Origin of the sequence: Mesorhizobium sp. B2-5-11, assembly GCF_006440835.1 — a bacterium.
Classification (GTDB): domain Bacteria; phylum Pseudomonadota; class Alphaproteobacteria; order Rhizobiales; family Rhizobiaceae; genus Mesorhizobium.
The window spans coordinates 1,275,996-1,290,025 of sequence record NZ_VFUK01000001.1; the positions used below are offsets into that span (position 1 = coordinate 1,275,996).

13 protein-coding genes are annotated in these 14,030 nt (G+C 62.6%); 7 read left to right on the top strand and 6 right to left on the bottom strand.

Annotated features, from left to right (window positions below; translation table 11 throughout):
* Positions 1-27: 27 nt before the first annotated feature.
* Genes pcsA through FJ490_RS06525 form a run of 3 tightly spaced genes read right to left on the bottom strand, consistent with a single transcriptional unit; the run spans position 28 to position 2,368 of the window.
* Positions 28-846 carry a phosphatidylcholine synthase gene (pcsA, locus tag FJ490_RS06515; protein WP_140498605.1) on the bottom strand — a complete coding sequence of 273 codons (819 nt, stop codon included), beginning with the start codon at positions 844-846 and terminating at the stop codon, positions 28-30.
* Positions 843-1,457: a DUF1326 domain-containing protein gene (locus tag FJ490_RS06520; protein ID WP_140498606.1), complete on the bottom strand. Its 615-nt coding sequence runs from the start codon at positions 1,455-1,457 to the stop codon at positions 843-845. The genes pcsA and FJ490_RS06520 overlap by 4 nt, the downstream gene beginning before the upstream one ends.
* A gap of 14 nt (positions 1,458-1,471) precedes the next feature.
* Complete coding sequence (locus FJ490_RS06525; RefSeq protein ID WP_181165344.1) at positions 1,472-2,368, bottom strand: DUF2182 domain-containing protein; 897 nt, start codon at positions 2,366-2,368, stop codon at positions 1,472-1,474.
* Positions 2,369-2,480: 112 nt separating this feature from the next.
* Here FJ490_RS06525 and FJ490_RS06530 point away from each other — a divergent pair, with 112 nt between their 5' ends.
* Together FJ490_RS06530 and hspQ are read left to right on the top strand one after the other, a co-directional pair.
* Entirely contained in the window at positions 2,481-3,695 is a 1,215-nt protein-coding gene (locus FJ490_RS06530; RefSeq protein WP_140498607.1) for a UbiH/UbiF family hydroxylase, read from the top strand.
* Positions 3,696-3,854: 159 nt separating this feature from the next.
* Positions 3,855-4,178 carry a heat shock protein HspQ gene (gene hspQ / locus FJ490_RS06535; RefSeq protein ID WP_181165343.1) on the top strand — a complete coding sequence of 108 codons (324 nt, stop codon included), beginning with the start codon at positions 3,855-3,857 and terminating at the stop codon, positions 4,176-4,178.
* Positions 4,179-4,271: 93 nt separating this feature from the next.
* On the opposite strand, the gene FJ490_RS06540 is transcribed toward hspQ, so the two are convergent.
* On the bottom strand, positions 4,272-4,901 hold the full coding sequence (locus FJ490_RS06540) for an invasion associated locus B family protein (RefSeq protein WP_140498608.1): 630 nt from the start codon (positions 4,899-4,901) through the stop codon (positions 4,272-4,274).
* Positions 4,902-5,126: 225 nt separating this feature from the next.
* Between FJ490_RS06540 and FJ490_RS06545 the strand changes: the two genes are divergently transcribed.
* From FJ490_RS06545 to mgtE, 5 genes are all read left to right on the top strand, one after another.
* Positions 5,127-6,947 carry an extracellular solute-binding protein gene (locus FJ490_RS06545; protein ID WP_140729139.1) on the top strand — a complete coding sequence of 607 codons (1,821 nt, stop codon included), beginning with the start codon at positions 5,127-5,129 and terminating at the stop codon, positions 6,945-6,947.
* A 61-nt stretch (positions 6,948-7,008) separates the two neighbouring features.
* Entirely contained in the window at positions 7,009-7,689 is a 681-nt protein-coding gene (locus tag FJ490_RS06550) for a DsbA family protein (protein ID WP_140498610.1), read from the top strand.
* Positions 7,664-7,933 (top strand): hypothetical protein, encoded by a 270-nt coding sequence (locus tag FJ490_RS06555; protein ID WP_140498611.1) that lies wholly within the window; start codon positions 7,664-7,666, stop codon positions 7,931-7,933. The genes FJ490_RS06550 and FJ490_RS06555 overlap by 26 nt, the downstream gene beginning before the upstream one ends.
* A 372-nt stretch (positions 7,934-8,305) precedes the next feature.
* Entirely contained in the window at positions 8,306-10,210 is a 1,905-nt protein-coding gene (locus tag FJ490_RS06560) for an ABC transporter ATP-binding protein/permease (RefSeq protein WP_181165342.1), read from the top strand.
* 290 nt (positions 10,211-10,500) lie between these two features.
* A complete protein-coding gene (gene mgtE / locus FJ490_RS06565) occupies positions 10,501-11,865 on the top strand; it encodes a magnesium transporter (protein ID WP_140664443.1) in 1,365 nt (454 codons plus the stop codon).
* A 52-nt stretch (positions 11,866-11,917) separates the two neighbouring features.
* On the opposite strand, the gene gor is transcribed toward mgtE, so the two are convergent.
* Both gor and FJ490_RS06575 read right to left on the bottom strand, forming a co-directional pair.
* On the bottom strand, positions 11,918-13,309 hold the full coding sequence (gor, locus tag FJ490_RS06570; RefSeq protein WP_140729140.1) for a glutathione-disulfide reductase: 1,392 nt from the start codon (positions 13,307-13,309) through the stop codon (positions 11,918-11,920).
* A 118-nt stretch (positions 13,310-13,427) separates the two neighbouring features.
* Positions 13,428-14,024 carry a DUF2059 domain-containing protein gene (locus tag FJ490_RS06575; protein ID WP_140515392.1) on the bottom strand — a complete coding sequence of 199 codons (597 nt, stop codon included), beginning with the start codon at positions 14,022-14,024 and terminating at the stop codon, positions 13,428-13,430.
* Positions 14,025-14,030 lie beyond the last annotated feature (6 nt).

The window sequence follows — 14,030 nt, forward strand, 5'->3', positions numbered from 1 at the left end:
GGTGGGCTTCCTTGAGAAATTTGCCGATCAGGCTTTTTTGGCACCGAGATTTGGAAAGAACTGCATGATGCCGCCGATACAGGCGAGATAGAGCCCGGTAACGGTAATGCCAATCTTTATGAAGGTGCTGACCTGCGCGCCCAGCACGCCGATCTGGTCATAGAAGGCGGCGAGTGCCGCTTGCGCAAGCGCAAGCGCGCCGAAAGCGCACCACAAAAGAGTCATTGCGAGATTGATGCGCCGCAGCCGCACCACCCTAACCGGATGGATGAAGTTGATCGGAACGAATGTCAGGATGCCCGCCACCACGACCACCGCGAACGAGACCCATTGTCCCGGCTCGATGACGAAGAGCGTGAACACCACCATGTTCCAGACAACGGGGAATCCCTTGAAGAAATTCTCCTTCGTCTTCATGCCGGTGTCTGCATAGTAGATCGCGCTGGACACCACGATGATGGCCGCCGACAGGAACGACAGGCCCTCGCCCATGAAGCCGCGCTGATAGAGCGCGAAGGCCGGGATCAGAACATAGGTGACATAGTCGATGATGTTGTCGAGGAGCTCGCCCGACCATGTTGGCAGGATTTCCTTGACCTCGAGCTTGCGCGCGATCGGCCCGTCTATGCCGTCGACGAACAGCGCCAGCCCCAGCCACCAGAACATGGCCGTCCAGCGCTCCTCGCTCGCCGCCACCAGCGACAGGAAGGCCAGGAACGAACCCGAGGCGGTCAGGAGATGCACCGAAAAAGCGCGCGCCTGCGGCCAGGTGACTTTCTTCTTCGGCCGCGGAATCCGGTCGGCGATTTTCTTGGCGGCTTTCCTGGCCGTTGTGTTCTTGCTCACGGGCCCTGCCAGTCCAGCTTGCAGATTTCGGCTGAACGGCCGCCGAAATTCCAGTTGCGACCAAAGGCTCGCATCTTGCTCTTGTCGGACTTGGCCACGATGATCTCCGGCGCGATCCAATATTCCGAATTGCTGATCACCGTGTCCTTGTCGCGGTCCTTGCCGACAATTGGCGTGACCGCCCCATCGATGATCTTCGGTATCTGGAAGATACGCGTCTTGTCGCGTGTCTCATAGGTAATCGGCACTTGTTCGACACCGAGGAATTTGCCGACGAGGATCGAAAGCAGCGACGTCGTCCCGCCCGCCTTGCCGGTGAAGATCTTCGTCAACGCCTTGACCGCATAGATCGAGGCTCTGACGTCGATGAACAGGCCGGCGGTCCAGTTGCCGCGGCTCATATAGCCGGGGATTTCCATGATCAGCCCGAGATTAAGCCCTGACAGGTCGACCTCTCCGAAATGACCGGCATCGATACGGAAACCCGCCCAGGTCTGGCAATAGCCTTCGGTCGGAGGATGGCTGCCCAGCGACAGCACGCAAGGGCAAAAAACCGTGCAATTGCAGGAGAGTACGAGCTCCCCCTTCATTGCCCAGCTCGGATCCGTCATCGAGTTTCCCCCACTCATAGCGAGACTACTAGCAGCGCGGCTGCCCAGACAAGCAGTATCGCACCGGCCAGCCGGGTTGGAAGCCTGCCCGCGGCTTGTTTTTCGATCAGGGTGAACAGGCCGATCAGCGCCATCCAGAAGACGTTCATCACGCCCACGGCGAACATCACCAGCATCAGTGCCCAGCAACAGCCAAGGCACCAGATGCCTTGCGCGACGCCGAGCCGGAAAATGGCTGCAGGCCGCGCGCTCCAGTTGGCAAACAGGATCGCGAAGGGGTTCCTGCATTTCTTCAGGCAGCCCTCCTTCAGGCCACTGAACTGGTAGAGGCCGGCGACCAGCAAGGCGACAGCGCCGGCAATGCCCAGAACCGGATCGAACATCTGGCCTGACGAGGCGAACGCATCGATGGCGAGCGTCAGCGCCGCAAACCCAGCCGACGCGGCCAGCCATGTCGAGAGATAGCCGGCGACCAGCACCAGCGGATGGACGACCGGCTCATGCCTGATCCTGGCCGTATCGGCGATCTCGCAATAGGTTCGGATCATCGGCGCCGCCGAGGGCAGCATCGTCGCGGTCGCCATCAGGAACCACATTGCCGTCAGCGCACCGGCGCGCGGGCCGATATCTCCGTCCAGGGGCGCGGCCGAGAGGCAGAGGGCGAAGAACCGGGCCACGGAATCGGGCAACGGCAGCTGCGGCAGGGTTTTCAACAAGGCGTCGCCGGGCGCGCCGATACCCGCGGCGCGTCCCTCCGCGGCGCGGACCGCCATTGCGGCCAGGGACAGCCAGGCAAGCAGGATGCCGGCGCCGACAACGAGGTTCACCGTCAAACGCGGGTTGCGTGCGATATCGGCCGTCGCACGGCCTGCGCTGTCGAGATGGCTGAAGTCGTCCTGGCGGCCGGTCATGACCTTCGAATGGGCCGAATCGCCCCGTTGATCAAGCCGTATGACCTGACCTATATGCTCATCGAGTGGCGGGGCGCGTGCGCTGCCCCGCATCGCAAGCCGGAAGTCGATCTTGGAGCATCAGAAAACAGCACGGATACTCATCGCCGGCACGGGGCCGGCAGGGCTGATCGCCGCGCTCGGTTTCGCCGATGCCGGCTTTCCGGTGACGCTCGTCGGGCCGGAGGCATCCGCCCGCGATGGCCGCACGACGGCACTGATGAACCCTGCCTTGAAGGTGCTTGAGCGGCTGGGCGTCCTCGCCGACATCAAGCCGCAGGCCGCGCCCCTCAAGGTGATGCGCATCGTCGACGCGACCAACCGGTTGATCCGCAGTCCGGTCGTCACCTTCCGCGCCAGCGAGATCGACGAGGATCAGTTCGGGCTCAACCTGCCCAATAGCGTCCTCATTCCCGCGCTCGCCGGCAGGGTTGCCGCGCATTCCGGGATCGCGTGGCTGACATCCATGGTCGATGCCTGGCATCTCGGCGCCGATAAGGCTCGCGCGGCCCTTGCCGACGGCAGCGTGATCGAAGCATCCCTGGCGGTTGCCGCCGACGGACGCCTGTCGCCGGCGCGCCAGGCGGCGGGCATCTCGACCGCCGCCCGGACTTATCCCCAGGCAGCGCTGGTGCTCAACTTCTCCCACGGCCGCGATCATGCCTTCACCTCGACCGAGTTCCATACCGAAACCGGTCCGTTCACGCAGGTTCCGCTGCCCGGCAACCGCTCGAGCCTGGTCTGGGTGGTCAAGCCGGAAACCGCCACGGAACTTGCCGCGCTGGACGATGCGACGTTGTCGCTGCGGGTCGAACAGCGGATGCAGTCCATGCTGGGCCGGGTGACGGTCGAGCCAGGCCGGCAGGTCTATCCGCTTGCAACGGCGACGCCGCTGCGTTTTGCGCGCGACCGGGTGGCGCTTGTCGGCGAAGCCGCCCACGTATTTCCGCCGATCGGCGCGCAAGGGCTCAATCTTGGCATCAGGGATATCGACGATCTTATTGGAATCGCGAATGAAAATTATGAAGACCCAGGGGCCGCGAAAGCCCTCGCCATCTATGACTTCAAGCGCCGGCCCGATATTCTGGCGCGCAGCAGCGCGGTCAATCTACTGAACATGTCGCTGCTTTCCGACCTGCTGCCGGCGCAGATGGCGCGCGGTGCCGGGCTCGGCGTGCTTGGTGGTTTTGCACCGCTTCGCGCTTTCTTCATGCGCGAAGGGCTCCGTCCCGGCAGCGGGTTTGCGGCGCTTGGCGGTGGCTTGGGAAAGCAAGCGCGCCAGCAGTGAGCTTGCGAACACATTTGCTGCCGGCAGGCATCGATGGCCGGCAACTCGCCCACAATCTTTGCTCCGTATCACACGCAGCTTGAGGACGCTCAAAGCTTCGGGATTGAATTGATTCGGAGTCTGCGCCAAATAAAGCTAAGGAATTCAGTGGTGAGTACGATGAGAACAGCCAAATTCGCGATCGGACAGGTGGTTCGCCATCGGCTGTTTCCGTTCCGGGGCATCATTTTCGATGTCGATCCGCAATTCGCCAATACGGAGGAATGGTACGAGGCGATCCCCGTCGACGTGCGCCCGCGCAAGGACCAGCCGTTCTACCATCTGCTCGCCGAGAATTCGGAAACCGAGTACATCGCCTATGTGTCCGAGCAGAATCTGCTCGAGGACCAATCGGGAGAACCGGTCCGCCACCCGCAGATCAAGGAAATGTTCGACAAAAAGCCGGACGGACGCTACGAACCGAAACGGCAGTCCAGGCATTGATCACCTCAGGCACTGATCAGTGAGTCAGGTGCAGAAGCAAAAAAAGCGGGGCATGACCCCGCTTTTTTGTGGCTTTGAGAATGCCCGAACCGATCAGTTCGCGGTCTTCGCCTTGTCCTGCTCTTCCTTGAGCTTCTTGGCGAAGTCCTGGTTGTTCTTGGCGACGAAATCCTGGAGCTTCTTCTGCCGGTCCTCGATGTCCGACTGCTGCAGCGGCGGGCCGTCATAGGCGCCGCTGAAGCCCTGCAGCGCGACCTTGATCGGATTGGGCTGGTTCTGGAAATTGATCGAGGTCAAGGTGAGCGCCTGGCCCTTCTTGAAGGAGGCGACGAGCTGGTCGGTCAGCGGCACTTCCGCCACGCAGCGGTCGGGGAAGCAGACCACATATTCAAGCTTCTGCGTTTTGCCGGTATCGATCTGGAGGCCAATGCCGGCACCAACCAGACGACCGGTCGGAACCGTCACCTGGAAGACCTTGCGGTTCACCTTGCCTTTCAGCTCGATCAGGCTCACGCCGGTGACCAACTGGCCGTTGCCGGCGGTGGTGATGTTCTGCACGTTGCAGATGTCGACGTCTTCCTGCTTTGTGCAAGCCTTGAACCAGCCCTGCGGGATCTGTTGTTGCTGCTGTGCGGAAGCAACGGGAATTGCCGCGCCCAGAAAGCCGATCACGCCAGCGGCCATGACCGACAGGCGGTACGCATTGCTGTTCAGGCTCGTCATGTCGTGCACTTCCTCTCAAATGATCCCGGGGACCCGCTTCTTCGCGCCGTGTGGTCCAGCTACCTGTTGCCGAAATGAGGCAACAGAATGACTTCGGACGGCGTGTTACACTGCAAGCGGTGCCGAATCCAGCCCGCAATCTGCGATTCTTGGCAACGAACATTGGCGGTGCCCCATGCTAGTGTGCGCACCGAATCATCAAGCCGACCCGGTAAGGAGACGGTCATGGGCCGCGTTCTCGTTTGGCTGATCACCGCGACATCATTTTTCGCCCTTTCGCCCCTGCCGGCGGCGTCGGAACCCAGATATGCAATTGCCATGCAGGGTGAGCCGGCCCTGCCGCCCGACTATGCGCATTTCGACTACGTCAATCCCGACGCGCCGAAGGGCGGCAGCATTACCTATTGCGTCGTCGGCAGTTTCGACAATCTCAACCCCTTCATCCTGAAGAGCCTGCGCACCACGGCGCGCGGCATGATGGACACGATCTTCGGCAATCTGGTCTTCGAGCCGCTGATGCAGCGCAATGCCGACGAGGCCTTCACGCTCTATGGCTTGCTTGCCGAGTCGGCCGACATGGATTCCGAGCGCAAGAGCATCGAATTCCATCTCAACCCGAATGCCAAATGGTCGGACGGCCAGCCGGTGACGCCGGAGGACGTGCTGTTCACCTACGATGCCTATACGCAGAAAGGCCGTCCGCCCTACAGCGACCGCATGGCCAGGATTGCCAAGCTTGAGAAGACCGGCGACCACAGCGTGCGGTTCACCTTCAACGACAAGGCCGATCGCGAATTTCCGCTGATCATCGCGCTGACGCCGATCATCCCCAAGCACGCCTTCGACATCGAGACTTTCGACAGGACGACGCTGAAGCCGTTGATCGGCAGCGGCCCCTACAGGATCGCACAGGTGACGCCCGGCCAGCGCATCGTTTTCAAGCGCAACCCGGACTATTGGGGCAAGGATATTCCGGCCAAGCGCGGCTTCGACAATTACGACCAGATCACCATCGAATATTTCCTCAACGCCAATGCCAAGCTCGAGGCGTTCAAGAAAGGCCTTTGCGCCATCGACGACGACAGCGATCCGGTGAAGCGCGAACGCGATCTGGATTTTCCCGCTTTCCATAGGGGAGAGGTGGTTGCCGAAACTTTCGACACCGGTATTCCACCCGTCGTGACCGGTTTCCTGTTCAACACGAGGCTGCCGAAATTCTCGAACCCCGTGGTGCGTCAGGCGCTCGGCATGCTCTACGACTTCGAATGGGCCAACAAGAACCTGTTTGGCGGCAAATACGCGCGAACGATGAGCTACTGGCAGAATTCCGAGCTTTCGGCGCTCGGCCATCCGGCCGACGACAGGGAAAAAGCGTTGCTGGCGCCCTACCCCGGCCGCGTGCCGGCCGACGTCATGGACGGAACGTGGCGGCCGCCGGTGACCGATGGCTCGGGCCAGGACCGAAAGGTGCTGAAAGCGGCTTTCGATCTCCTGAAAAGCATCGGCTACCACCTGCAGGGCGGCACGATGCTCGAGCCCGAGGGCAAGCCCTTCGGCTTCGAGATCCTGACCGCCTCGCAGGACGAGGAGCGTCTCGCCGGCATCTACCAGCGCACGCTGGAAAAGATCGGCATCGATGTCTCCATCCGCAGCCTCGACGGCGACCAGATACAGTCGCGCAAGCAGCGTTTCGATTTCGAGGTGCTGATCGGCTCGAGCGGCTTCAACAATTCGCTCTCGCCCGGCATCGAGCAGATCGGGCGTTGGTCATCCTCCGCCGCCAAGGCTGAAGGTTCGTTCAACCTCGCCGGCGTCGCCGATCCCGCGGTGGACGCTGCGATCGAGGCCATGTTGCGCGCCCGCACCAAGGAGGATTACGTCGCCGCCGTGCGCGTTCTCGACCGGTTGCTGATCTCCGGCAACTACATGGTGCCGATGCAGCACAACACGCAGCAATGGATCGCTTACTGGAATTATCTGGACCATCCGCGAAAGACGCCCATATTCGGTTACCAGTTGCCGACCTGGTGGCGAAAGCCGAACTGAGCATAGGCCCAGGAGTGGAAGCCCGGTAAGTGCACGGCGCCCGAACGTTCAGGAGATCGAGATGAGCCAAGCGAATACGATCACCATAGACGTGGTGTCCGACGTCGTGTGCCCATGGTGCTTCATCGGCCAGAAGCGGCTGGATAAGGCGGTCGCCGCCGCCGGCGAGGTGGATGTGCATATACGCTGGCGGCCGTTCCAGCTCGATCCGACCATTCCGCCGGAAGGCAAGGATCGCCGCGAGTATATGCTGGCCAAGTTCGGCAGCGACGAACACATTCGCCAGATCCACGCCCGTATCGAGCCGCTCGGTGAAGCCGAAGGCATTTCCTTCGCTTTCGGCGCCATCAAGGTCGCGCCCAACACGCTTGATGCCCATCGCGTCATTCGCTGGGCCGGTGCGGCCGGCGAAGACGTGCAGAACCGGCTGGTGCGCCGCCTGTTCCAGCTGAACTTCGAGGAGGGCGCCAACATCGGCGATCACGCCGTGCTGGTCGAGGCGGCGCGCGAGACCGGAATGGACGCATCCGTTGTCGAGACGCTCTTGCCGACCGATGCCGATGTCGAGGCGGTTCGCACCGAGATCGCCACCGCGTCGCGCATGGGCATATCAGGCGTGCCATGCTTCCTGCTGGAGGGCAAATACGCGGTGATGGGCGCGCAGGACGTCGACACGCTCGCCGACGCCATCCGCCAGGTAGCCGCCGCCAAGGCGCGTGGCGAACTGGAAAAAGTCGACTGAACCCGATCTTCAACGCAGGATTTTCAAGCAGCCCTCCCCGGGCGTGAGGCAACGCCTGGCCCCGGTGGGTTCCGCGATCATCGGCTTTGCCGGCGTCGCGGCCTGCCTTGATGCCGCCGGTCCGGTCGATCGCTGGCTTGCCCAGCGTCTCAGGTCATTTCCGGACTTCCGACGGGGACATGCCGGCGAGGAATCAGGCGTCCAGGGCGACGTGTTTTCCGGAATTTTGATTAGCCTGCAATGAAAAGCCGGCTTGCCGGGCAGCCCAAGCGGGTCACAAATTCGTGCGAACGCCTTCCCTAGGGGAAGGTAGAAACGTCGCGCTCTGATGCCGCGTAATTACCTGACATCACTAGCTTAAACCGGCTTTTCGTCGGCTTTGGCGCGACGCTCGGAAAGCCCAACCTGTTGCCCTGCAGCCACGGCATCCACCTCAATCCCGCTGCCCCCCTATAAAAATTAATGGAAAATGATCAATTGGTGTTACCATCCGTAACAATACAAAAAAGGTTTGGGCGGGATTGTGATTCGGGTCGACAGACCACCGCAACTGTCAGGAACAGATGGACTACACAGCGATGCCGCAAGGCGGTCGCTTCTGACCCCGGTTTCCTCGATGCGCAGCTTCTGGGGCCTGATGCGGGCCTACTGGGTCTCGGACCGGTGGAAGGAGGCCTGGACGCTGACGCTGGTGATCGCGCTGCTCACCGCTCTGTCCAGCAAGGCCGGCGTCTGGTTCGCAGAAGCATCCGGGGAACTGGTCAACTCGATCGCCTTCTTCCACGACGCCGCCAACACCACCCCTCTCCAGACGCTTTTGGCCAATGCCGGTATTTTGGTGCTGCTGGTCGTGCTCAAGGACGCCGGCTTCACGGGCATCCGCAATCTCGTCTCAGCAACCTTGCACCGCAAATGGCGCGGTTGGCTCGACAGCCGTTTCAACGAGGCGCTGCTGGACGGCAACCACACCCATTTCCACGCCCAGCATGCCTCGACCGGCAATGGCGCGCCGGCCCCCGACAACATCGATCAGCGCGTCCAGGAATCGATCAAGGACATGACGGGCGGCGCCATCGGGCTGGCCATGGGTGTGCTGGGTGTCGCCACCTCGCTCTATTTCGTCGGCCAGAAGCTGCTCGAGACCTCCGTCGAGGTAAAGGGGCTCGAATTCCTCGGCAGCTATGGCAGCGCCATCCTCGCCCTCCTTGCCGTCGCCATCTATGTGCCGCTCAACACTTGGATCGCGGTAAAGCTCGGTGGCATGCTCGAGCGTCTCAATGTCAGGATGCAGCAGGCCGAAGGCAGTTACCGTGGCGAGCTGACGACATTCCTGCGCCGCAGCTTCCATGTCGCGGCCTCGCGGGGCGAAAGCGTTCAGAGGACCATGCATGGCCGCCTCTATGGCGATATTGACGGCACATGGACGCGGCTCAACATCGTCAACACCGTCTACATGTCGTTCGAGCTGATCTACAATTTCATCGGCGCCCGCATTGTCGCCTATGGGCCGGGCCTTGTGCCGTTCATCCACAACGGCTTCGACCTGAAGGGTTACATAACCGGCTCCGAACTGGTCAATTCGCTGATCGGCCAATGTTCGTGGTTCATCCATGTCATGCCCGCCATCGCCACCCTGCGCGCCAACAGCCAGCGTGTCACCGAGTTGGCCAATGCGATCGAGAACGTTCAGCACCCCCAGGAATTCTACAGCCAGAGCGGCCGTTCCGACTTCCGCTACGCCAGCCAGAACCCGGTTTTTGGCTTGACCATCCAGAAGCTCGAACTGGCGCATCAGGGTGAGGACGCAACGCCTTTCCTCGTAGCGGCGAACCTGCGCTTCCGGCGCGGCGAATGGACCTTCCTGAAAGGCGAATCCGGCTGCGGCAAGACCTCGCTGATCAAGGCCATCAACGGCCTGTGGCCCTACGGCCGCGGCACCATCGTCTTCCCCGAAGGGGTGAAGAGTTTCTATGCAGCCCAGGAGGTCAAGCTGCAGCAGGTGACCCTGAAGCAGCTGGTCTGCCTGCCGGGCTCCGAGCACGACCATGGCGACGCGCAGGTCGCGTCCGCGCTGCACAAGGCGGGTCTGGGCGACTTCATCGAGAATATGGGCGACGAAAGCCGCGAAGGCAAAAGCTGGGATCAGGTCCTGTCCGGCGGTCAGAAACAGAAGCTGGTGGTGGCCCGCATCGTGCTCCATCAACCCGGGCTACTATTCCTGGACGAGGCGACCGGCGCACTCGATCCGGAGGGCAAGGTTGCCTTCCACCAGGCGATCAAGGACAACTGCCCCGATGTAACGGTGATCAGCGTCATGCATGAAGCGGTGGCGCCGCGATCGGTCACCGGCGCCGAGTTCTACCACTCGATCGTCGCGATCGCGGACGGCGTCGCCACCAAGAAGCCGCTGGTGCCGAGCCTGCCTCCCGAGCTCACCACCATTCTCGCACAGCCGGGGCCGGTGCCAAGGCCGGTCGACGACAAATGGCTGCGTTTTCCGCGCCGGCTGAAGCAGAAGTAGCCGGACTCGCCGCGGCATAGGCCGTCCAGCCATTTTACTGTTTCGGCGCGATACGCTTCAGCGATCACAGTCTCGCGACTGGGGCATGTTGCCCGCATTTTCCTCGATCACCTCGATTGACAGGGCAAGGCGAGCTCCTATGTTGCACCCGCTCGCAGACATCAAACTCGAACCCGCGAGCGGAAAGGTCACCGCGCCATGCCTGGCGACAGTCACAGTCGAACGCAACCGCCGTCCGCCCTGACGTGACCTCGACGGTTCACGTCTTGCCGGACGGCAAGGAGTGAACCATGAACGATTTTTCCCCCGTAGCGGACGACGAGGCCGTCGCCATCGCCCGCATCCTTGCAAACGACCATGTCGCAGACGTGGTCGAAGCGCTCAACCGCGAGTCGCGCGAAACGGCGACCGAGCTGCTTTGCGAAGTGCCGTTCGAACGGCTGGTCGAGATCTTCGACCAGCCGGAGCTCGAGGGCGCGCCCGAGCTGGCGGAGGCCTTGCCTCGCGCCAAGGCGGGCAAGCTGCTTACCGCCATGTCGGTCGATCGCGCTGCCGACATCCTGCGCGATCTTGACGAACCCGCCCGTTCCGAGCTGCTCGGCGTGCTGGCGCCCCCGCTGCGCGCAACCCTGCTCTCGATTCTCGGTTACCCCGAAGGCAGTGCCGCTTCGATCATGACGACGGAGTTCGTCAGCGTGCCCTCGGACTGGACCGTCGGCCGCACGCTCGACTACATCCGAAAGGTCGAGCGGACGCGCGAAACCGTCTACGCCATCTACATCGTCGATCCCGAGACGCATCTGCTCATGCGCTCGACCGGTCTGCGCCGGCTCATCACCGGCGAGCCTGACGATTCGATCCTGTCGGTGGCGCCGGACCGCGTGCCGGTGACCGTCACGCCTTTGACCGATCGCGAAACCCTGGCGCAGACGATCTCCAAATACGATTTGCTCGCCGTTCCCGTCGTCGATCACGGCAAGATCCTCGGCATCGTCACCATCGACGACATCATCGACACGATGATCGAGGAGACGACGGAGGACGTGCATCGCTTCGGCGGCATGGAGGCTCTGGACGAGCCCTACATGAAGATGAGCTTCCTCGCCATGATCCAGAAGCGTGCCGGCTGGCTGTGCGCGCTGTTCATCAGCGAGATGCTGACGGCCAACGCGATGCAAAGCTACGAGAGCGAGCTGGAAAAAGCGATCGTGCTGACGCTCTTCATTCCGCTGATCATGAGTTCCGGCGGCAATTCCGGCTCGCAGGCGACCTCGCTGGTCATACGCGCGCTGGCATTGCGCGAGATCGGCCTGCGCGACTGGTGGCGGGTGGCGTTGCGCGAATTGCCCACCGGCCTCCTGCTCGGGGCGATACTCGGCGTCGTCGGCATCTGCCGCATCGCGCTCTGGCAGTATTTCGACTTCTACGACTACGGCCCGCACTGGCCGTTGATCGCCGCGACGGTCGGAGCGGCATTGGTCGGCATCGTCACCTTCGGCTCGCTGTCGGGTTCGATGTTGCCGTTCGCCTTGAAACGCGTCGGCTTCGACCCGGCCAGCGCGTCGGCGCCGTTTGTCGCCACGCTGGTCGATGTCACCGGGCTTGTCATCTATTTCTCGGTGGCGCAGGTGATCCTGCGCGGCACGTTGCTGTAGCAGCTCTCCTAGCTGCGTCGCGGCAAGTACCTTGCCGCGGCGCGTTTGTCCGTCAGTCTACGCGCTCGCCATCCTTCACTCGGTAAGTCGGCTTGTACATGGTCACAAGCTCTTCCGCGGCCGTCGGATGCACGGCCATGGTGCGGTCGAAATCATCCTTGACCAGCCCGGCCTTCAGCGGAATGGCGAGAAGCTGCGCCATCTCGCCGGCATCCGGCCCCAATATGTGCGCGCCGAGTACCTTCTTAGACGCGCCATCGACCACCAGCTTCATCAGCATCTTTTCGTCGCGGCCGGACAAGGTGTGCCGCATCGGACGGAATGCCGCGCGATAGATCTCGATGTCGGGGAAGCGCTTGACCGCCTCGTCTTCCGACAGGCCGACCGTGCCGATCTCCGGCTGCGAGAACACGGCGGTGGCGATCGTGTCGTGGTCGGGCGCGGTCGGGTTGCCCTTGAAGGCGGTCTCGACGAAGCACATCGCCTCGTGGATCGCCACCGGCGTCAGTTGCACGCGATTGGTGACGTCGCCGATCGCCCAGATGTTTTCGACGTTGGTGCGGGAGTACGCGTCGACCTGGATCGCGCCGGTCGCGGTCATCTCGATGCCGATGCCTTCCAGTCCCATATTCTCGGTGTTGGGGATGCGGCCGATGGCGAGCATCACCTGGTCGACCGTCAGCGTCTGGCCGCCGGTGAGCAACGCGTCGAGCCGGCCGTCCGGCCGTTTGCGGATCCATTCCGAGACGGCATGGCAAAGGATCTTGATCCCCTTCTTCTCCATCGTTTCGTGCAGCATGCGCCGCAGGTCCATATCGAAGCGACTGAGGATCTCCTTGCCGCGATAGACCAGCGTGGTGTCGACGCCCAGGCCATGGAAGATGTTGGCGAATTCGACCGCGATATAGCCGCCGCCTTCGATCATGATCGACTTGGGCAACTGCTCGAGGTCGAAGGCCTCGTTGGAGAAGATGCAGTGTTCGTGGCCGGGCAGTGCCGGGTGCGGCGCCGGACGGCCGCCGGTGGCGATCAGGATCTGGTCGGCGGTGACGGTACGGTCCTCGTCCAGAAGATGCACCACATGCGGGTCGACGATCATGGCGCGCGTGTGAAAGGCCTCGCCGCCGGCGCCCTCGACGTTCCTCTTGTAGATCGCCTCCAGACGGCTGATCTCGCGGTCCTTGTTGGCGACCAGCGTGGGCCAGTCGAAACTGGCTTCCGGCACCGTCCAGCCATAGCCGGCGGCATCGGCGAAATGCTCGGGAAATTGCGAAGCATAGACATAGAGCTTCTTCGGTACGCAGCCTCTGATGACGCAGGTGCCGCCGAAGCGATATTCCTCGGCGATGCCGACGCGCTTGCCGAGCGCTGCGGCGACGCGCGCCGCCCTCACCCCGCCCGAACCGCCGCCGATAACGAAAAGATCGTAGTCGTAACCGGCCATTGCGCGGCTCCTTGAGCTTCGGAAAATGTGAGTGACAGGTAGGCCGCAAACCATCAAAAGAAAAGCCCGGACGAGCCGGGCTTCACAGATGGCCGCAGGGCCGTTTGGAATGGCAGGATCAGTTCTGCGTGTCGTCGGCAGGGGCCGATCCATCGGCAGGCGCGGCGCCATCGGCGGGCGCGGCCGCATTAGCAGGCGCTGCCGGCGCTTTCGCCTTGGCCGCCGCGGCCAGCGTTTCACCGACCTGCTGGGCGAGGTCACGAGCAAGCCCGTTCTGCCAGATATCGGCGGCCTTCACCAGGTCGCGCGTCACGGCCGGGCCGCTCTCGAGGAGCTTCTTGCCGGAGTCCGAATTGTAGAAGGTCGCGATGTCGTTGAGTTCCTGTTCGGAAAACACCTTCGCATAGGCAAGGGCCGCTTCCTTCTCCAGGTCGGCCCGGCGCGAGGCCAGCGCCAGCGCCTTCTCGCTGATCGTCTTGGCGATCAGCTCCTGCATGTCGGGGTTCTTCTGGATGAGCTGCGATTCGAGGGCGGCGGCGGCCTGCGGCAGGATGTTGTCGAACGGGTCGGTCGCATGGATCGCGGTGACCGCGGCGCGCGCCGCCTTCAGGTGCGCTTCCGTGACGTCCTGCGAGAACGCCGGCGAAGAGAAGGCGAAGACGGCCGATGCCGCCAGAAGGACGGACAAGCGGCGAACCCGGTTATGCAACATCATGGTCGA